The organism is Chitinophaga terrae (ex Kim and Jung 2007), from assembly GCF_900107795.1.
In the GTDB taxonomy this organism is placed as follows: Bacteria; Bacteroidota; Bacteroidia; order Chitinophagales; family Chitinophagaceae; genus Chitinophaga; species Chitinophaga terrae.
Genome location: NZ_FNRL01000001.1, coordinates 81,788 through 101,361, shown reverse-complemented (window position 1 = coordinate 101,361; position 19,574 = coordinate 81,788). Strand labels below are relative to the sequence as shown.

The following is a 19,574-nucleotide window of genomic DNA, read 5'->3' as shown; positions in this document are numbered from 1 at the left end:
TGCTAAATCCACCGTATGTCGCTAGCTACCAGGAAAGCAGGTATACTTTTGCATATAACTTCCCTGCCCGGACCTTTCGCAATGGGAGATATAGGACCAGCAGCTTATGCATTTGCAAGGAAGCTGCACAAAAGTGGACAGCGCATCTGGCAGATGTTACCTGTTAACCCGATAGATCCGTCCAATGCCTCACCGTACAGCGCGCTGTCGGCAATGGCTGGAAATATACTGCTGATCAGCCCGGAGTTGTTGGCAAAAGACGGCCTGCTCGATGAGAAAACCTTAGATCAATACAAACACCCTTCTACAAGCCGGGTGGATTTTGATATTGCGGCAAGGCATAAGATCGCCATGCTGGAAACCGCCTGGCAGACATATACCAGGAGGTCGTTCCCCGAATTGCAGGAAGCTTTCGAAACATTTTGCAAACAGGAAAGCGATTGGCTGCAGGATTATGTAACCCATAAAGCGCTTACAGTTAAATATGGAGGGAAACCCTGGTGGGAGTGGTCGGCAGCTGATCGCAAAAAAACGGCGAAGCTGACAGGCAACCATGCCGTCATTGCCCGGAAAGAGCAATGGTGGCAGTTTATCTTTGACCGGCAATGGACCTCTCTAAAAAAATACTGCCAGCAATTAGGCATTCAATTGCTGGGCGATCTTCCGTTTTATATCAGTCACACCGCATCAGATGTATGGAGTGAACAGGAGATGTTCCATCTCGACACCAAAGGCGCCATGACTTTTGTTGCAGGTGTACCGCCGGACTATTTTAATGCGGAAGGGCAGCGTTGGAATATGCCTGTATATAACTGGGAAGCGATGAAGGCTGCCAATTATGAATGGTGGCTGAAGCGCATTAAACGGAATATGCACTGGTTCGACCTGCTGCGCCTGGATCATTTCCGGGCTTTTTCTGCATACTGGAATATTCCTGCCGACAAACCTACTGCAAAAGAAGGTACCTGGCAGCCCGGACCCGGCGGTAGTTTGCTGAAAGCAATGAAAGATGCATTTCCATCAAACCCCTTCGTGGCGGAAGATCTTGGAGATATTGACCAGCCGGTGCTGGACCTGCGTGATGAATTTTCCCTGCCGGGAATGAAAGTATTGCAGTTTGCATTTGGCGATGATATGCCCGAATCCCCGCATATTCCTCATCAATATCCCAGGCATTGTTATGCCTATACAGGAACGCATGATAACAATACTACCAAAGGCTGGTGGAAAGAAGAAGCCGGGATGAACGCCAAGCAAAACCTCCGGCAATACGCCGGGGTGAAACCCGTTGGGAAAAAAGTACACCTCCTGCTTGGAAAGATGCTCTACGCCAGCGTTGCAGACAATGTAATTATGCCGATGCAGGATGTGCTGGGCCTGGGCTCCGCTTCCCGTATGAATACGCCCGCAGGAGCAGGACAACATTGGAGCTGGAGAATGTTACCCGGGGCATTTGATAAAAAGAGAATGAAGAGATTAAAAAAATGGACACTACTATACAACCGATAAACTATCTAAATGCCGGGGTAACCAGGCAGCCGGACGGAACCACTGTTTTCCGTGTATGGGCGCCTTTTCGCCAGGTTGTTGCACTTCGTTTAGGGGACAACGATATACCGATGAATGCAACAGGACACGGGTATTGGGAAGCGAAGGTAACAGATATACAACCCGGTACCCCTTATTGGTACATATTGGATGAAGACCTGCGACGTCCCGATCCTGCTTCATACTGGCAACCGGAAGGCGTACACGGTCCTTCATTTATTGCCGCATCCAACTTCACTTTTACGGATCATGACTGGAAAGGGATAGCTCCCGAAAAACTGGTCATTTACGAATTACATACAGGTACTTTTTCGCCCGAAGGAACTTTTGATGGTATCAGGCAACGGCTTCCCTACCTGAAAGACCTGGGAATAACAGCTATTGAACTGATGCCGGTAGCGCAATTTCCCGGCAACAGGAACTGGGGTTACGACGGCGTGTTTCCCTTTGCCGTGCAGAACAGTTACGGAACGCCCGACGACCTGAAAGCATTGGTGAATGCGGCTCACAAAGCCGGGTTAGGCGTGATCCTGGACGTGGTATACAATCACCTGGGCCCTGAAGGGAATTACCTGCGCGACTTCGGACCTTACTTCACAGATAAATATAAAACACCCTGGGGCGATGCTATTAATTTCGACGGACCATATTGTGATGCTGTTCGGGGATTCTTTATCCAGAATGCCTTAAGATGGCTGGACGAGTTTCATATAGACGCCCTGCGCATGGACGCAGTGCATGCGTATTTCGATAGCAGTGCAGTGCATTTCACCGCAGAGTTGGCAACAGCGGTAAGAGACCTGGAAACCAGGTGTGGAAGGAGGAAATTGCTCATAGGGGAAATTGATTTGAATGATCCGAGGTATGTAAGCCCGCCGCTGCAGGGCGGATATGGTCTTGACGGGCAATGGGTAGATGAGTTCCATCATGCACTGCATGCCTTGCTGACGGGTGAACAACAAGGGTATTACGAGGATTTTGGCAGCCTGGAAGCGCTGGCCCGGTCTTTTAGTGATGTATACGTTTATACCGGTCAATATTCCGTTCATCGCAAGCGGCGGTTCGGAAAAAAGCCCGAAGGCCTGCCTTTCCATCAATTTGTTGTTTTCTCCCAAAACCACGACCAGGTAGGCAACCGCCTGTTGGGTGATCGCTTATCTGCTAACCTGCCAGTAGCTGCACTGAAGCTGGCGGCTGCAGCCGTAATTTTATCTCCTTTTATTCCACTGTTATTTATGGGAGAAGAATATGGAGAAAAAAATCCTTTCCGGTTCTTTACTTCCCACTCAGATCCTGACCTGGTGAAAGCGGTAAAAGAAGGAAGGCAGCAGGAGTTTGCGCACGAAGGAACAGCGCCTGATCCACAGGCTGAGGAAACATTCAACGGAAGCAAACTAAGCTGGAATATCCAGGATGAAACTTCTGCAGCAATACTTTCTTTTTATAAAACATTATTACAACTACGGCAATCCCGTCCTGCATTGCAGAACACGGCAAGAGAAGCGACCACGGTTTATTTCAGGGAGCAATCATCTTTATTGGTGCTGGAGAGAAGTGCAAAAGAGGAGAGGTTATTGCTGGCATTTAACCTGGGCTCGGAGGTTCAATCTTTTGTTTATGAAAATAATGGAAGGTTACGGGAGATACTGAATTCGTCGGTCGACGCAGCACCCGCAAAGCCCCCAGCCAGTGGCGAAATAGCTGTACCTCCTATGTCTGTTGTTGTTTATGAAATTGGATCTTATGGAAACTGATCGTTTTTTCCCGCTTAGTACTTATCGCCTGCAGTTCAATGAGCAGTTTACATTCGCACAACTGGAGGAAATCCTGGATTACCTGGAACAACTGGGTATCTCCACTATTTATGCTTCGCCAATCTTCAGCGCTGTTCCCGGCAGTATGCACGGGTACGATGGTGTGGATCTACACCGCATCAATCCTGCTATCGGAACACTGGAAGATCTGCGACGTATCAGTGCTTCGCTGAAAAAGCGTGGGATGAGCTGGATACAGGACATCGTTCCTAACCACATGGCCCTGCATCCGGATAATGCCTGGCTGATGGATGTGTTGGAAAGAGGGCCGGCTTCCCCTTATTATAATTTCTTTGATATCGATTGGCAACATCACGATCCGCAATTGAATGGCCGGTTGATGATCCCGTTCCTGGGAGAAACGTTGGAAGAGGCAATAAAATCAAAACAAGTATGCCTGGTTGCCGGTGAAAACGGGATCAGCGTTGAAGCCGCCGGACTTAAGTTCCCGCTTTCTGTTCCCGGTTACGCTTTCCTGCTGAATAAATCAAAAGAACATCCGCCAGAGATTGTGGACCTGTTAGGAAAGGTTGGCAGGGAGGCGCAACAGTCGCCCGACCTGGAAAGCTGGCGGCAAAACAAACAAGCGTTGTTTGCTGATAAAAAGACCCGGCAAACTTTATCTTCCATCCTCGAGCCGGTGAACGAAGCGCCCGACTTCCTGGCCGTTCTGCTGGAAGAGCAATATTATATTCTTACTCACTGGAAGGAAACAGACAAACGCCTGAACTACCGCCGGTTCTTTACTATCAATGGCCTGATCACTTTACGTATGGAAGATCAGCAGGTTTTTGATGTGTGGCACCGGTTTGTACACCAGCTATATGAAGAAGATATTATACAGGGTTTGCGGATAGATCATATAGACGGGCTCATGGACCCGGGCGAATACGTGGGGCGGTTAAGGAAATTGTTTGGCGATAAATGCTATATCATCGCTGAAAAAATACTGGCAGAAGGAGAAGAACTGCCGCAGAACTGGGGCCTGGATGGTACAACAGGATACGAATTCCTGGCGCATGTTAACCACCTGCTTACCAGGCACCTGGGCAAAGAAACCATTGACAGGTTTTATCGTACGCAGTTTCCCGCCCTGGCTAAATATGAAAGGGTGGTCAGGGAGAAGAAAGTAGCTATACTGCAAACACAACTGGCAGCAGACTGGGAAAACCTTGTGCGCCTCTTGTTCCAGTATGGACTGGCGCCGGAAAATGCGCACCGGCAAAAGGTGAAGGAAGCGTTAGGATTGATCATGGCCTCTATGCCTGTATACAGGCTATACCCTCAAAACTGGCCTTTATCAGCGCCGGAACAGGAAGTGCTGGAATTTGCAGTTGCCAGGGCTAAACAGTTTGCCCCTGCCTTATCGGAAGAGTTTGAGCTGTTCTGTTCCTGGTGGAAGGCCGCTGCCGAAAAGCCTGAAATGGCATTGAAATTCCTGAAGCGATTAATGCAGTTCACCGGACCGTTAACGGCAAAAGGCGTAGAGGATACCGTGTTCTATGTTTACAATGCATTGTTATCGCATAATGATGTTGGTGATTCGCCATCCGGTGTAAAATGTTCACCCGCGCAGTTCCATGCCTGGTGCCTGCAACGGCAGCTAGCTTTCCCGGGTTCACTGAATACAACTACCACGCACGATACCAAACGCGGTGAAGACGGGCGTATGCGGCTGAATACCCTTACCATGTTGCCCGACCTCTGGATACAGCAGGTACAGCTGTGGCATGCCATGAACAGTTCATTGAAAACAGACCATGCCCCTTCAGAGAACGACGAATACCTGATCTATCAATCTGTTATCTCCGGCTGGCCGGGTCAGGATAAACTGAACGAGGATTTTATAACGCGGCTTTCCGACTACACGATAAAAGCGCTGAGGGAATCAAAAGAACATACCGACTGGGTAACGCCTAATGAAGAATATGAACAGCACTGCCTGAATTTCGTCAAAGGATTATTTACGCCGGATCATGAGTTTGTCAGCAGTGTGATATGTTTTATGGAGAAGGTGCAGCAACGCGCCCCTCAATTATCTGTGGCCCAGTTTTTAATTAAACTGACCGCCCCGGGAGTGCCTGATATTTACCAGGGATGCGAGTTGTGGGACTTTAGCTTTGTAGATCCTGATAATCGCCGCCCGGTAGATTATAAGGAGCGGATGGATATTCTTTCTACAGTTAAGAAAGTGGAAGAAGATGGTATTGCCTTAAAAGAACTATTGAATGAAAAACGGGAGGAAGCATGGGAAAAGTTATATGTATGTTACAAGACGTTAGCATTCAGAAAGCAGCATGCCGATTTATTCAGGGAAGGCGATTATGTTGCGTTGAGCAAAGATGAAGATACAGTAATGGCTTACGCCCGTCAACAAAACGAAAAGATATGTATTGTAATCGTTTCGTTGCCGGTTCTTGGCCAGCATGACCACCTGGAGTTACCTGGCGGAATAGTGACTACCCGTTGGCGGAATATCTTTACAGGAGCTATTATCAGCAGCGAAAACGGGAAACTCCCGTTAACAGAATTGGAGAGTTTCCCGGTTGCTTTATTGGAGCCAGTATCAGGCTGATTTATTTTCTTCTTTCATTAATACGATCAATGACCTGCCGGTTGCTTTTATTGTTCCTTCTGCTTCGTAAATGCTGTTGTCATCATCTACGGCGGTATTTAAGACAACCTGCCACTTATCGCCATACTGCTTCGGCGGCAACTTAAATTCCAATTCTGAATCATGGGCGTTAAAGATCAGGTAAAAGCTGTCGTCGAAGATCTGCTTTCCTTTATTATCGCGGGTCCTTAAACATAACCCGTTCAGGTAAACGGCCAGGGATCTTGCAAAGTCGGTATCCCAGTGTTCTTCTTCCATATGGCTGCCTTCAGGAAGGAACCAGGCGATATCTTCTATGCCATGCCCTTCTATCGGCTGCCCTTTGAACCAGCGTTTGCGCGAAAATACGGGATGTTCGCGACGCAGCCGGATAACTCTCTTCGTAAATTCTACCAGGTCATTATCCATTTGCTGCCAATTCAGCCAGCTTATTTCATTATCCTGGCAATAGGCGTTGTTGTTCCCCTGTTGCGTTCTGCCCAGTTCATCGCCGGCCAGCAACATAGGTACACCCTGCGATAGGAATAGTGTGGCAATAAGATTCTTCTTCTGTTTTTTTCTCAGTGCATTGACCATAGGGTCGTCTGTCGGTCCTTCGAACCCGCAGTTCCAGGAACGGTTATGACTTTCTCCGTCGTTATTGTCCTCGCCGTTTGCTTCGTTATGTTTTTCGTTGTACGATACGAGGTCATGGAGGGTAAACCCGTCGTGCGCCGTGATGAAATTAATGCTGGCAGTGGGGCGCCGGTAGTCGTCTTTATAGAGATCGGCGCTCCCTGTGATGCGGGAGGCAAATTCACCAATGGTGCTGTCGGCCCCTCTCCAGTAGTCGCGGATACTATCACGGTATTTGCCGTTCCATTCAGCCCAGCCGTTAGGGAATTTACCTATCTGGTAACCGTCTTCTCCCAGGTCCCAGGGTTCGGCAATGAGTTTAACCTGCGATATAACCGGGTCCTGGTGAATGATATCGAAAAAGGCGCTGAGTTTATCCACTTCGTGAAGTTCCCGCGCCAGGGTTGCGGCCAGGTCGAAACGGAAACCGTCGACATGCATTTCCGTGATCCAGTACCGCAGGCTGTCCATGATGAGGCGGAGCACATTAGGGAGGCGGGCATTGAGCGTATTCCCTGTGCCTGTATAATCCATGTAATACCGTTTGTCGTCTGTCAGCCGGTAATACACGGAGTTATCGACCCCCTTGAACGAGAGTGTTGGTCCCATATGATTGCCTTCAGCAGTATGGTTATACACCACATCCAGGATCACTTCAATACCTGCTGCATGCAGGGCCTTTACCATCTCTTTAAATTCGTTCACCTGTTCTCCGCAACAGCCGGTAGCGGCATAACGGGCATCCGGTGCAAAAAATCCGATGCTGTTATATCCCCAGTAATTTGTAAGTCCTTTTTCGACAAGGTGACGATCGGCCACGAAATGGTGTATGGGCATGAGCTCTATGGCTGTTATCCCCAGGTTTTTCAGGTATTCGATTGTTACAGGGTGGGCAATGCCTTTATAAGTTCCCCTGATCTCTTCGGGGATATCGGGGTGCAGTTGAGTAAATCCCTTTACATGTGTTTCGTAAATGATAGTATTTACGAAAGAAGTTTTAGGCGGCCGGTCGCCTCCCCAGTCAAACTGTTGATCTATCACTACACTTTTAGGAATAAACGGTGCACTGTCCGTTTCGCTGTAGCTGAGATCTTCTTCACTGCTTCCTATTTCGTAACCGAACAATGAATTATGCCAGTTTATTGTTCCGCCGATGGCTTTGGCATAAGGATCTATGAGCAGTTTGGAAGGATTGAACCGATGTCCTTCTCCGGGTGCATAAGGGCCATGGACACGGTAGCCATATAGCAAACCGGGCCTGGCGCCGGGCAGGTAAACATGCCATATATTGCCTGTACGTTCTGCGAGGCGAATGGTTTCATATTCTTTTTCTCCGTATGGTTCCCTGAATAAGCAAAGTTCTATGCGGGTGGCATTTTCTGCGTACAGTGCAAAGTTAACGCCTTCTCCATCCCAGGTCGCCCCCATTGGGAAGGGATTTCCCGGGTAAGTAGTAGTTTCCATCTATCCGAATCGGTTTTAAGGTTAATGTACAATGCGCACGTAGTATAACGATACAGCAACAAGGTGTATCAAAGCGAATGCCAGCAGCGGAGGTTGCACGCAAAGGCGCGAAGTTTCACGCAAAGGGGCATAAGAAGCAAAGACGCAAAGATTATTTGAACGAAGCGAATATTAAGAAGTAAAGGAGTAAAGATTACCGAAACCTAGTCTTTACTCCTTTGCTTCTTATTTAAAATCTTTGCGTCTTTGCTTCTTATGCCCCTTTGCGTGAAACTTCGCGCCTTTGCGTGCAACCGCCGGTTATGCTTTCAGGTTAGTAAGTCTGCCCACTTCATCGAATGTGGCGGTGATGGTTGTTCCGTCTTTCACGGCGGTTACCTGGTTGTCGCGGGTGCTGACTGTATACCCTCTTCTTTCTACATAGTTTTTAAAAGCGTTCAGGTGGTTCATTTCAAAGAAAGAAATGATCTGCGGAAATACTGTTGTTATCCTGGCGGCATCGCTGCGATCCGCTTTGTCGATAATTTCGGATCTGAGGGTAACAAGCAAAATGCCTTGCCCGTAATCTGCAGCATAATAAGCGCTGGAGTTGAATATGCCGGAAGCGATCATGCCGATCAGGTGCAGATCGTTCACCGTAGCATCAAAGGTCTGGTTTTTAAACATTGGGATGTCATACTGTTCGCCATGTTTTTTCAACTGTAATGCCTGTTCCAGTAATTGCGGAGGTATATTTGAACCGGTATTGGCCCATGCCCATAACCAGGTTTCTGAACTATGCGAAAAAGTTCCCAACACCTGCACAGGAAAAGAGAGGTTGTCTCCAAAGCTGAGCTCTCCTTTATCCAGGTCTATATTCCAGGAGTTGTCGCCGATCACTTCGGAAAGATTATGTTGTTTGTCTAATCCCCATGCGGCATATTGTTCTGTGAGTTCCTGCGCTGATCTTCCTGGTTCCTGGAAATTGACAGGTGTTCCGGTTGTTGATGGTTCTTCTTTACCAAATAGATTTTTAAAAAAGCTCATGGCGTTTTTTTTGGGTTACATCTCTGTGTGGGAGAATCTGAATAGGGCCAAAAGTAACGATAAAAAGTAATTTACAGCAATTGCTTGCCATGTTTTCCCCATTTAAAGTGATGGGTCCAGTAGGCTGCTTTGGTAGAAAGGATGCCTATGCCGGCGCCCAGCAGAACGTCAGAAATATAGTGGCGGTTGTTGGCCATTCGGAGCCCTCCCACTGCGGAAGCCAGCCCGTAAGCAGCATAAGGCATCCAGTGAAACCTGTCTTTATACTCCTCGCTGAGAAAGGTAGCTGCTGCAAAAGCCTGCGCAGTATGCCCGGAAGGGAACGAGTTGTATGAAGATTCATCTGGTCTGAGCTGGTGAGTGAGTTTTTTGAGCGCCATGACGCTGGCAAGCATCATTAGTTCTCCTTTAACCAGGATAGCTGTTCTATTCTGAAGATCTGTCCGGGAGCTAATACCTGCCGCATCCAAAGTATACGCGATAATGATAGGAGAAAACTGCAGGTAGTTGTCGATAGAGGTATGAAAACGGGGAATGTGTTCGTTCCGTTCCTCCACTATTTCGTTTTTCAGGGATTCTCTTCCATTGCCATTGCTGGCTAAGCCAAGGCCGCCGAGAATAATAGGAATATTTAACTGGCGGTATGAGAAATGAGGCCTGGAGGGAGACGGGATGCTGTCGCTTGTTTGTGCGAGGCTGGCATAGCAAATTAGTATAAAGGCGATCATCTGTATAATGGACTTCATAACAGTGTAGGATTTATTAAAATAAAGATGTGAATGAAATCAGGAGAAATTCTGAAGAAGCATGGATTTCTGTATAGCCAGGGAAAACCGTTGACCCGATTTGATAACAAATATTATTGCCCGCCTTTTACGCCCGCTGTAGTTTTGCTTTGTATTAAAAAACAAGGCAGATAATTTAAACTGACGTACTAATGAAAGCAGTAGTAATGACGCCGGGAGCAGGACCCCGGTATGTTCCGGATTTTAAGGAACCCACAGCAGGGGAGAACGAAGTATTGCTCACGATGAAAGCCGTGGCAATTAAGCATCTCGACAAGGCAATAGCCAGCGGCAGGCATTATTCTTCAGAAGTAGCCGGCGAAGCCAGGATAGTGGGCGGAGATGGCGTGGGAGAACTACCCGATGGCAGAAGATTTTATATAATTGGAGCAAACGGAACGCTTGCAGGGAAAGCGATTGCCGCAAAAGAGAGGATGATAGCGTTCCCGGAAGGGATAGACAACGCTACGGCGGCGGCTTTGCCTAACGCGATTGCCGGTTCGGTGATGGCCTTGCGTTTCAGGGCTGGTATGAAAGCCGGTGAAACAGTGCTGATCAATGGCGCTACTGGTTTTACAGGAAAGATCGCCATCCAGGTAGCCCGCGAATATGGCGCAGGAAAGATCATTGCAACCGGCAGGAACCAGGCAACGCTGGAAACCCTGAAAGACCTGGGGGCAGATGAGATCATTTCCCTGAAGCAGGACGATGCTGCGTTTATAGCACAGGTGAAACAGATCCATAGCGTTACCCCTGTTAACGTGATCATCGACTATATCTGGGGGCACAGCGCCGGGTTACTATTGGAATCGTTCGCCGGTAAAGGCGGGTTTACTGCGGCTACCCGTTATGTGTCTGTGGGCGCGCTGGCTGGCGATAAAATACAGGTATCTTCCCAGGTGTTGAGAAGCGCAAACCTGCAGATCTCCGGCTCCGGTTTAGGCAGCTGGACGAAGGAAGAAATGCAGTTGTTGCTGAAGGAGATCGTTCCGGAAGTTTTGCAATGGTATGTAGATGGAAAAATAAAAGTTGATATCGTAACCGTTGGAATAGAAGAAGCGGAAAGGATCTGGGACCTGGAGACAGGAGATGGCAAGCGGCTGGTGGTATTGATATAGTTGAGAATTGGCGTAAATAATTATTGCAAAGTTTCTTGGCAGGCAATAGTATGTCGATGTTTCCCTGCCGTTAAAGGATGCCGTGAGCCTTTTGTCTACAGTTTCCCGGTTTATAACCCCGATGCTTTTTACTCTTCCGTTAACCGTCGAATTTTGTTCATCATAAATAAAAATTATGCAATGAACAACTACCTTAAAATACTGTGCCTTTTTGGTGCTATGATCTTCGCTTTGTTATCCTGTAAAAAGTCAGGAGATGAGCCTTCTCCTGGTCCTAAACCTGTGCCTATGGAGCATGGAACCGCTACGGGAGCGCCGGTAACGAAAACAATCGGTGCAGCCGGCGGAACAATTTCGACTCCTGACGGGAATATTAAAATTGAAATTCCCGCAGGCGCGGTAACCGGGGAAACGAATTTCACTATTCAACCTGTTACCAGCACCTTGCCATCGGCAACGGGAACCACGTACCGGCTTACGCCTGAGAATGTAGATTTCAAAAAGGATATAAAGATCTCCATGCAGTATACAGACGAAGACCTGGTAGGCGCTAATGAGAATGACCTTTACCTGGCTTACCAGGATGCAGCGGGTTATTGGAGAAGGGCGGTCTTAACGTGGATTGACAAAACAACTAAAACGCTGACCATCAATACCCGGCATTTCAGCGACTGGACAATCGAACGCATTTTTTACATCAAAAATGTGGATAATAAAACAAGGCTCTTTGCCAAAGAAGAAACAGGATTAATTGCCTACGTGGATGACGTGAAAGACAGTACAGATATTATCTATCACGACATTGTTCCGACTGAGAATGTAGAAGGATGGTTTGTTACAGGCCCCGGGACCTTTAATAATCCTAAAACCAGCACCACATACTACACTGCCCCTGATGTAATCCAGGAGCCAAAAGAAGTGGCCGTTGGCATAAGGATCAAAGGCATGGTGGATAAGCGGCATCCTGACAGGCCAGGAACTGGCGGATTGGTTATAGTACAGATAGCGCTCAAACTGGTGCCCGACGAATTCTTCATCTGGCAAATGGATGGAGTTGAACATTTTGCTACCGCAGTTGATGCAGCGTTGCTTGGAACATCAACCGTATTGATGGGCACGGGACCCACAGGCCAGGTAGGGATCACCGTTAATACATCGAAAGCAGGGACTTTTGAAGCAGGCGGCCCCGCGGAACCCGATAAGTATAGTATGCAGGTTTCCGTTCCACAATCAACTGTAGTTTACCAAAGTACCTATTATAACTGTAACGATACCAAACCTCGCTATGGGGCAGGCAAGCTGAATATTAGTTTATACCAGAACGTAGACGGATTTATATCAGGTGATTTTAACGTTACAGTTTATACCCGTGGTGAAGGATGCCAGAACAAAAGCAAGCAGGTAACAGGTTCGTTTAAGCTTCGGCGAAATGTTTAATAGCTGAAAGGCTGTTTCCAATCCCGGGGCAGCCTTTTCTCAGCTTTTTTATAGCTTTGCACAAATTAAATCTATGTTTTCCCCCAAAGTATATTTCTTCACGAAGAACAGGACCATCATGGCCGGGAAATGATCTTACTCGTTTTTTACCATTTGGTAAATACTTCCATCATCACTCATGCGAGTTTTGTGGTCTAAAACAATCCGTATGAGTAATGAGAATAAAAGCCTGCAAAACAAGGAAGTGGTAATAATGGGCGCCACTTCCGGTATAGGCCTCGCTGTTGCCCTGGCAGCAGCCAAAGAGGGGGCAATAGTTAAAATTGCCTCCAGCAACCAGCAACGTATTAACAATACCCTGGCCTTACTGCCTGCCAGTGCCAGCGGTTATGTAGTTGATCTTTCTTCGGAACAACAGATCAAAACCTTTTTTGAACAGGCAGGCGCATTTGATCACCTGGTGTACACAGCCGGAGAAAATATCCGTATAGGCAAAATTGCAGCAACGGATATAGACAGGGCCAAAGAATACCTGAACATTCGTTACTGGGGCGCTGTTGCTGCGGTTAAATATGGCAGTCAACTGATCCGTGAAAAAGGAAGTATTACTTTAACCAGCGGTATCGCCAGCCAGCGGCCAGGTTCCGGGTGGGCGCTTGGCGCCGGCATCTGTGGCGCCATGGAAGGCTTTTGCAGGGCTATGGCCGTTGAACTGGCGCCTGTAAGAGTGAATATTGTTTCACCGGGCATAGTGAGAACAAACCTCTGGAACAGCCTCGAGGCCGATGAAAGAACCGCCCTGTACAGCCAGGCCGGCAATTCTTTACTGGTGAAACGGGTTGGAGAGGCAGAAGACCTGGCTAAAACCTACATCTATCTTATGACCCAGGAATATTGTACCGGGCAAACCCTCGTGGTAGACGGAGGCGGTGTATTGGTATAAGCCGGAGAACTATTAACTTAGGGTATTGCAAAAATCAGGTATGGAGAAAGAGCTGTTCAATCCACTTTTCAATTTTCTAAATCTTTTTACCAGCATAAGTAAAGATGAGCAGGAGTTGATCTCCTCGCACCTGGAGTTCCGGAGGGTGAACGAAGGGGAGATTCTTTTGGCCCAGGGCAAAATTGCCAGGGAACTGTTCTTTGTGGTAGATGGTGTGTTGAAGATAACCAGTATCAGTGAAAAAGGGAATGAGGTGGTATTGTTTTTCCTTAGAAGGAACCAGTTCTGCACCATACTCAGGAGCTATACCGGCAACACGCAGGCGGCAGAAGGCATTGCAGCCGCCTGCAACAGCGAATTGATAGTGATCTCAAGAGCCGCGTTCGATAAGCTCAATAAAGCAATACCCTATTTTAAATCATTACTGGATGGAATTATGCAACAAGGATTGTTAGATAAGATCCAGACGCGGAATGAACTGACAGGGGAAGACGCCAGTACCCGGTATAAAAAGTTCCTGGTCCGTAACCCCGATATTGCATTGCGTGTACCCCTTAGCGATGTCGCTTCCTATTTAGGCATCACCCAACAGTCGCTTAGCCGGATCAGGAGAAATCTCAAGTAAATAATATTGCTCCGTTAAGTTAGTAAAACGAGGGTAACTCTAATATACCTGTTCAACCCAATGGCAGATTTATTGATTTATAAAATTTTCTTTGTAACATTTCATCCAAGGGAATGTCCCGGGCAAATAATGCCTTAGTATAGATGGTTATATGACTTGGTTTTTTGTAAAAGAAACATATATTTGTAATATGAAAACTAAAGAGAAAAATACCGAAAAATTGGTAAAAGTGCCGCAAGCCGGCGTGTTATCTTTAGTGGCTGATAAGATCAAGAATAAGGTCTTGTTTCCTGAAAAAGTTGAAAGGATAAAGCAATATCTTAAGAACGCTGAAGTAGCAAAATAACTTTTATCAATAACATTTTTTAGGCTGCATTTTGCAGCCTTTTTTATTTTCTATCTCCCAAGTCCACAATATCTACTATAGAATATTTAAATACAGGATTAAACTAGTATATTATAGCTATTAGAAATATCTTTAATTCACGTTATGCCCCAGGTTTCCACCCGATGCCTGGTTATTTTTTTGCTGATTTTAGTAAAGTATGCAACGCCTTTTTTGTACTTTGACCTCCGTCCCGGTTCTCAACCAAACCGGCAGTTCACAGAAATATAACATACGAGCAACTAACACATACAGTAGGTTTGTGTAGTAATTGATTCACGGACAATGGAAGACTTGTTGGCAGCAATCAGATCGGGCAACCATAGTGCATTGGAGCAGTTGTACGATGCATGGCATGGCAGGTTATACGGCTATTTTTATAAAAAAACCAGCTCTAAATACCTGTCAGAAGAACTCGTGCAAATTGCTTTCATTAAGCTATGGAACAGCCGGCGCCTGTTATCAGATGACTGGCCCCTGGAAGTACAGTTGCTCCGTATCATGAAAACCTCCCTTATTGATGTGCTCCGGAAAGAACTCCGCGATGCCAAAGCTTTCCAGGAATACAACCGGCACGTGGTGCATACTAATGAAGACCAGCAACAGGAAGCCATTACCAACGACCAGTTGCAGATCGTGGAAAAGGTTATGGAAGCTATGCCACCTGTCCGCAAAAAAGTATTTCACCTGAGCCGGTATAAAGGCCTATCCCATAAACAGATAGCCCTGGAATTGGCTATTTCTCCCAAAACTGTAGAAAATCATATCACACAGGCGCTTAAGCAACTCCGCCACCTCCTGAAATAATTTTTTTTACCCGACTAGGGGATACATCACGTGCAAGCGTATACTCTTTTAAATGCGCAAATCTCTTCTATGCACGATCTGAAATCATTATTGCAAAAATATTTTAACGGGGAATGTTCCGATTCCGAGAAAGCAGAACTTTTGCGCCTGCTGGAAGAAGACCCTGATTTGCTGAACATGGTTTTCGACAATCGCCTGGAAGAAAGTTATGCGCCGGAATGGTTGCCAGATGCGGAAACCGCGGGAAAAATGAAGCGTGTGATCCTCGGTGCTACTACTCCGGTTGTGCCAATACGCCGGCGCACCACCCTGAAATGGTGGGCGGCGGCAGCTGTACTGGCGCTGGGCGCAGGTTTAGCCTGGTACCTGGCGCAGCAACCAACCAAGCCAGGCCCTGTGGCTGCAAAAGAAAATGCAAAACCGGCGGCATATCAGCCGGCTACGGACACCACTATCCGCAATACCAGCGGCAAAGTGCAACAACTTACGCTGGCAGATGGCTCCTGGATCAAATTGTCGCCAGGCGGCGAAGTGAAAATGAAAACAGATTTCCGCAACCATCGGCAGATCTTGTTGAAAGGTAAAGCGGTATTTGATGTGGCGAAAGACATGAAGCACCCGTTCAGCGTACAGGCCAGCAATATTGTTACTACCGCCCTGGGCACCCGTTTCGGAATAGAAACAGGAGAAGGCGGCGCGGTGAATGTCCGGCTGCTGCAGGGTAAAGTGCAAGTAACGGGCACGCATATGCAACAAGCGTTTAAACCGGTGATATTGCGGCCGGGAGACGTTTTCAGCGCTAAACAACAAATACCCGGCATCCAGGTTGCCAGGGCAATACCAGTGCAGAACAATGAAACACGGACAACCGAAAATTCAACCATTGTTACAGCAACCGGGTTCAGTTTCCATAACGAAAAACTGCGGGATGTACTGGTACTGCTTAAAGCGCATTACCAGCAGAACGTAACCATTACGCCTGATGTATCAAAGAAAGCCACTTTTACAGGAGAGTTCAGCAAAACAGATTCTTTGATCAGCATTTTACAGGTATTAGCCGATTTAAATAATCTTAATATAGAAAGAACCGATAGTACCATCATCTTAAAACCAGCGAAGTAGCGTCGTCTGAATACTTAATACAGTCCATTAATACAAACTTATGAAGTTTACTAAACAACTATTGCCGTTGTTGCGGCATTGCCATGCCTTTTTCCTGATGTGCTTACTGCCTGTATTCGTCCAGGCGCAATCTGCCGCCCCTATGATAAAAGGCGTGATCCACGACGAAAAAGGAGCCGCGTTGATTGGTGTAACTGTAGTGGCAATGGATGTGGAGAAGAAAACAAAAACAGGAACACTGAGCGATGAAAACGGTAAATTCTCCTTTGCCGCTTTGCCTAAAGGGAAATACAACTTTTCTTTTTCCCTGATAGGTTATGAAAAGAAAGAATACACCGGTTATGAAGTGGATAAAGACAGCCATATCACCCTGGCTGTAAAAATGCAGCAGGAAGATAAGCTGCTGTCACAAGTGGTAGTAGTAGGTTATGGCACCCGTAAAAAAGAAGAGATCACAGGGGCCGTGAACCAGGCAGGAAAAGAAGTTTTCCAGAGCCGCCCTATCACCAACGTAGCGCAGGGGTTGCAGGGCGTTATCCCCAACCTGAACATCACCTTTTCTGATGGCCGGGCCGATAGGGGAGGAACATTCAACCTTCGCGGTTTTACTTCTATCAACGGAGGAGGTCCTTTGGTGCTGATAGATGGGGTAGAAGGAGATATTAACCTGATCAATCCTGAAGATGTGGAAAGCGTATCTGTATTGAAAGATGCAGCCTCGTCTGCCATCTACGGAGCCAGGGCCGCTTTTGGCGTGATCCTCGTTACCACAAAAAAAGGAGCGAAAGGAAAGGTAAGCCTTCACTATTCCAACAACCTCGGGTACAGTTCTCCTATGGGGATTCCCAAGGTGATCAAAGACCCGCTGGAAGCCGCTACTATACAGAATGAAGCATACCGCGGCTACTATGGTGGCGATAATCCCGATATGCTGCTGGTGATCGACTATCTTAAAAAACGCCAGGCCGATCCTTCTCTACCGACCATGGGCATCGACGCCAACGGCAAATGGATACGCGGCGGAAATACCGACTGGTACAAAGAATTTTTCAACGACCGCCAGCCTTTTGCAAAGAACTTCCTCAGTCTTTCAGGCGGATCGGATAAAGTGAACTATTATATTTCCGGCGGCGCACAATCGCAGGACGGAACATTCAGGGTAGCCACAGATAAATACAGGCGCTATAATTTCCGCACCCGCCTGGAGTTGCAGGCTGCCGACTGGATTAAGATCTATACGAACAGTGAATATGACCAGGGAAAGAACGACGCCCCTAATAAATTTGTGAACGGCAACTTCAACGCCTACCGTTATCTCTCCCTCTTTGCAAGCCCTTATGAAGTGATTAAAACTCCCAACGGCAACTGGAGCCAGGCAGGGATGCTGGTTTTCGGCAGCCTGCTGGACGGAGGCCGCGAGATCCAGACCCGGCAGATTTTCCGCAATACTGTTGGCTTTAAAACCAATTTCTTCGACAATACGCTACGCATCAACGGAGATGCCACGCTGGTGCAGAACCAGAACCGTTACGAAAGAAAGGCCAGGCAACTGAAATACGAAAATGTGCCGGGAAACATCGCTTCCTATTCCAACCCGGATTTCTACTATACATCGTTCGATGAAAATATTTACAGCGTTGTTAACCTGTATGCCGAGTATGAAAGACACCTGGGGAAACATCATATCGACCTGCTGGCCGGGTATAACCAGGAGCAGTCGAACTACAAATGGTTCTCTGCATCAGCCGAAAACAACATGACCGATAACTATGCTTCGCTGAACCTTACCTCCGGTCCTAAAACCGTGTCCGACAATAAGAGCGACTGGGCGCTGAGAGGCATTTTTTACCGTGCTTCCTACAACTTCGATCGCCGTTATTTTATTGAAGCGAATGGCCGCTATGACGGAACCTCCCGTTTCCCTTCCGGCAGCCGTTTCGGATTTTTCCCTTCTGTTTCCGCAGGCTGGCTGATGAGTGAAGAGAAATTCTTTACTGCATTAAAACCTGCTGTCAACTCTTTAAAGCTAAGGGCTTCCTATGGCTCGCTGGGTAACCAGCAAACAGGTAACTACGCTTATTACAGCACGATGAGCATCAGCAAGATCGGCGCGATCCTGGACGGCGACAGGCCGTTAGGCACCTATGCGCCGGGACTGGTAGCCAAGAGCCTGACCTGGGAAACTGCAAGGACGCTGGATTTCGGGATGGATATGGGATTGTTTAATAACCGCCTGGAGTTGGGGGCCGATTGGTATAACCGCCAAACCATCAACATGCTTACAAAAAGCAAATCCCTGCCAGCCGTGTTGGGAACAGGAGAACCACGCACCAACGCCGCAGACCTGAGCACCAAGGGATGGGAGCTTTCCCTGAAATGGAGAGATGAACTGCAACTGGCAGGCAAACCGTTCGGGTATAATGTTGCCGTGGTGTTGTCTGACAGTCGCACTACCATTACCCGCTACGATAATCCAAGCAAATACCTGGGCGATTATTACGAAGGCCAGGTGCTTGGCGGGATCTGGGGATATATTACCGAAGGCTTCTTCCAGACAGACGATGAATCGCTGAAACATGCCAACCAGGAAAAAGTATCGGCAATTCCTTACAAGGTTTCAGGGCATCCGCTGGCCGGCGATATTAAGTTTAAAGATGTGAATGGAGATAACGTGATCTGGCAGGGACAATATACCCTCGATGATCATGGCGATCTTGAGCTGATCGGCAATACCACGCCGCGCTACGCCTATGGCGTAAACCTGGGCGCCAACTGGATGAACTTTGATGTGAATGTATTTTTCCAGGGTATAGGGAAGAAGGATTTCTGGCCGGGTTCCGAATCCGGTAATTTCTGGGGTTTTTACAACAGGTGGAACCAGCCGGTGTATGAACACATCTTTAATAACTACTGGACGCCTGAGCATACAGACGCTTACTTCCCGCGGTTACGCGCTTACCAGGCGCTGAACGGCGGCAATGCGCTAACGGTTGCACAAACCCGTTACCTGCAGAACGCTGCTTATTTAAGACTAAAGAACCTCAGCATTGGGTATACCATTCCTTCGCTGATCACGAAAAAAGTGCGCGTAGAACGGGCAAGGATCTATTTCTCCGGTCAAAACCTTTTCACCTGGACAAAATTATCCAAAGCCTTTGACCCCGAAGCGATCGGCGACGAGCCCGACGGAGGTTCCAACGGTAACGGTTTCGTATACCCGATGCAGCGTACCTATACGTTTGGCATAGACATTAACTTTTAATCACTAACA

The 19,574-nt window shown here is 47.5% G+C and carries 14 protein-coding genes; 11 read left to right on the top strand and 3 right to left on the bottom strand.

The features are described from left to right. Nucleotides 1-15: 15 nt before the first annotated feature. The 3 genes from malQ to treY are packed head-to-tail and all read left to right on the top strand — an operon-like array spanning nt 16 to nt 5,937. Complete coding sequence (gene malQ / locus BLV62_RS00395; RefSeq protein ID WP_089757476.1) at nt 16-1,509, top strand: 4-alpha-glucanotransferase; 1,494 nt, start codon at nt 16-18, stop codon at nt 1,507-1,509. Continuing rightward, nucleotides 1,485-3,302 (top strand): malto-oligosyltrehalose trehalohydrolase, encoded by a 1,818-nt coding sequence (gene treZ, locus BLV62_RS00390; protein WP_089757473.1) that lies wholly within the window; start codon nt 1,485-1,487, stop codon nt 3,300-3,302. The genes malQ and treZ overlap by 25 nt, the downstream gene beginning before the upstream one ends. After that, entirely contained in the window at nt 3,292-5,937 is a 2,646-nt protein-coding gene (treY, locus tag BLV62_RS00385; RefSeq protein WP_168927836.1) for a malto-oligosyltrehalose synthase, read from the top strand. The genes treZ and treY overlap by 11 nt, the downstream gene beginning before the upstream one ends. Here treY and glgX read toward each other — a convergent pair. From glgX to BLV62_RS00370, 3 genes are all read right to left on the bottom strand, one after another. Further along, nucleotides 5,929-8,055: a glycogen debranching protein GlgX gene (gene glgX / locus BLV62_RS00380; protein WP_089757468.1), complete on the bottom strand. Its 2,127-nt coding sequence runs from the start codon at nt 8,053-8,055 to the stop codon at nt 5,929-5,931. The genes treY and glgX overlap by 9 nt on opposite strands. A gap of 300 nt (nt 8,056-8,355) precedes the next feature. Beyond that, nucleotides 8,356-9,081 carry a DUF6882 domain-containing protein gene (locus BLV62_RS00375; protein WP_089757466.1) on the bottom strand — a complete coding sequence of 242 codons (726 nt, stop codon included), beginning with the start codon at nt 9,079-9,081 and terminating at the stop codon, nt 8,356-8,358. Between the two features lie 71 nt (nt 9,082-9,152). Continuing rightward, nucleotides 9,153-9,827 (bottom strand): phosphatase PAP2 family protein, encoded by a 675-nt coding sequence (locus tag BLV62_RS00370; RefSeq protein ID WP_089757465.1) that lies wholly within the window; start codon nt 9,825-9,827, stop codon nt 9,153-9,155. A gap of 191 nt (nt 9,828-10,018) precedes the next feature. Between BLV62_RS00370 and BLV62_RS00365 the strand changes: the two genes are divergently transcribed. From BLV62_RS00365 to BLV62_RS00335, 8 genes are all read left to right on the top strand, one after another. Further along, nucleotides 10,019-10,984, top strand: coding sequence for a quinone oxidoreductase family protein (locus BLV62_RS00365; protein ID WP_089757463.1), 966 nt, complete (start codon nt 10,019-10,021; stop codon nt 10,982-10,984). 180 nt (nt 10,985-11,164) lie between these two features. Next, nucleotides 11,165-12,421: a hypothetical protein gene (locus tag BLV62_RS00360; RefSeq protein ID WP_139169860.1), complete on the top strand. Its 1,257-nt coding sequence runs from the start codon at nt 11,165-11,167 to the stop codon at nt 12,419-12,421. Nucleotides 12,422-12,629: 208 nt separating this feature from the next. Then, nucleotides 12,630-13,364, top strand: coding sequence for an SDR family oxidoreductase (locus BLV62_RS00355; RefSeq protein WP_089757459.1), 735 nt, complete (start codon nt 12,630-12,632; stop codon nt 13,362-13,364). 40 nt (nt 13,365-13,404) lie between these two features. After that, the gene (locus tag BLV62_RS00350) at nt 13,405-13,989 is read left to right on the top strand and encodes a Crp/Fnr family transcriptional regulator (RefSeq protein ID WP_089757457.1); all 585 of its coding nucleotides are present in this window, start codon (nt 13,405-13,407) and stop codon (nt 13,987-13,989) included. Between the two features lie 190 nt (nt 13,990-14,179). Further along, nucleotides 14,180-14,335, top strand: coding sequence for a hypothetical protein (locus tag BLV62_RS28230; protein ID WP_168927837.1), 156 nt, complete (start codon nt 14,180-14,182; stop codon nt 14,333-14,335). 324 nt (nt 14,336-14,659) lie between these two features. Beyond that, on the top strand, nt 14,660-15,181 hold the full coding sequence (locus BLV62_RS00345) for an RNA polymerase sigma factor (RefSeq protein ID WP_089757456.1): 522 nt from the start codon (nt 14,660-14,662) through the stop codon (nt 15,179-15,181). Nucleotides 15,182-15,250: 69 nt separating this feature from the next. Then, the gene (locus BLV62_RS00340) at nt 15,251-16,303 is read left to right on the top strand and encodes a FecR family protein (protein WP_089757454.1); all 1,053 of its coding nucleotides are present in this window, start codon (nt 15,251-15,253) and stop codon (nt 16,301-16,303) included. 40 nt (nt 16,304-16,343) lie between these two features. After that, nucleotides 16,344-19,565, top strand: a complete 3,222-nt coding sequence (locus BLV62_RS00335; protein ID WP_089757452.1) for a SusC/RagA family TonB-linked outer membrane protein — start codon at nt 16,344-16,346, stop codon at nt 19,563-19,565. Nucleotides 19,566-19,574 lie beyond the last annotated feature (9 nt).

Coding starts and splice junctions, on each gene's coding strand:
- malQ (WP_089757476.1), top strand. CDS start 16: ATGTCGCTAGCTACCAGGAAAGCAGGTATACTTTTGCATATAACTTCC.
- treZ (WP_089757473.1), top strand. CDS start 1,485: ATGGACACTACTATACAACCGATAAACTATCTAAATGCCGGGGTAACC.
- treY (WP_168927836.1), top strand. CDS start 3,292: ATGGAAACTGATCGTTTTTTCCCGCTTAGTACTTATCGCCTGCAGTTC.
- glgX (WP_089757468.1), bottom strand. CDS start 8,055: ATGGAAACTACTACTTACCCGGGAAATCCCTTCCCAATGGGGGCGACC.
- BLV62_RS00375 (WP_089757466.1), bottom strand. CDS start 9,081: ATGAGCTTTTTTAAAAATCTATTTGGTAAAGAAGAACCATCAACAACC.
- BLV62_RS00370 (WP_089757465.1), bottom strand. CDS start 9,827: ATGAAGTCCATTATACAGATGATCGCCTTTATACTAATTTGCTATGCC.
- BLV62_RS00365 (WP_089757463.1), top strand. CDS start 10,019: ATGAAAGCAGTAGTAATGACGCCGGGAGCAGGACCCCGGTATGTTCCG.
- BLV62_RS00360 (WP_139169860.1), top strand. CDS start 11,165: ATGAACAACTACCTTAAAATACTGTGCCTTTTTGGTGCTATGATCTTC.
- BLV62_RS00355 (WP_089757459.1), top strand. CDS start 12,630: ATGAGTAATGAGAATAAAAGCCTGCAAAACAAGGAAGTGGTAATAATG.
- BLV62_RS00350 (WP_089757457.1), top strand. CDS start 13,405: ATGGAGAAAGAGCTGTTCAATCCACTTTTCAATTTTCTAAATCTTTTT.
- BLV62_RS28230 (WP_168927837.1), top strand. CDS start 14,180: ATGAAAACTAAAGAGAAAAATACCGAAAAATTGGTAAAAGTGCCGCAA.
- BLV62_RS00345 (WP_089757456.1), top strand. CDS start 14,660: ATGGAAGACTTGTTGGCAGCAATCAGATCGGGCAACCATAGTGCATTG.
- BLV62_RS00340 (WP_089757454.1), top strand. CDS start 15,251: ATGCACGATCTGAAATCATTATTGCAAAAATATTTTAACGGGGAATGT.
- BLV62_RS00335 (WP_089757452.1), top strand. CDS start 16,344: ATGAAGTTTACTAAACAACTATTGCCGTTGTTGCGGCATTGCCATGCC.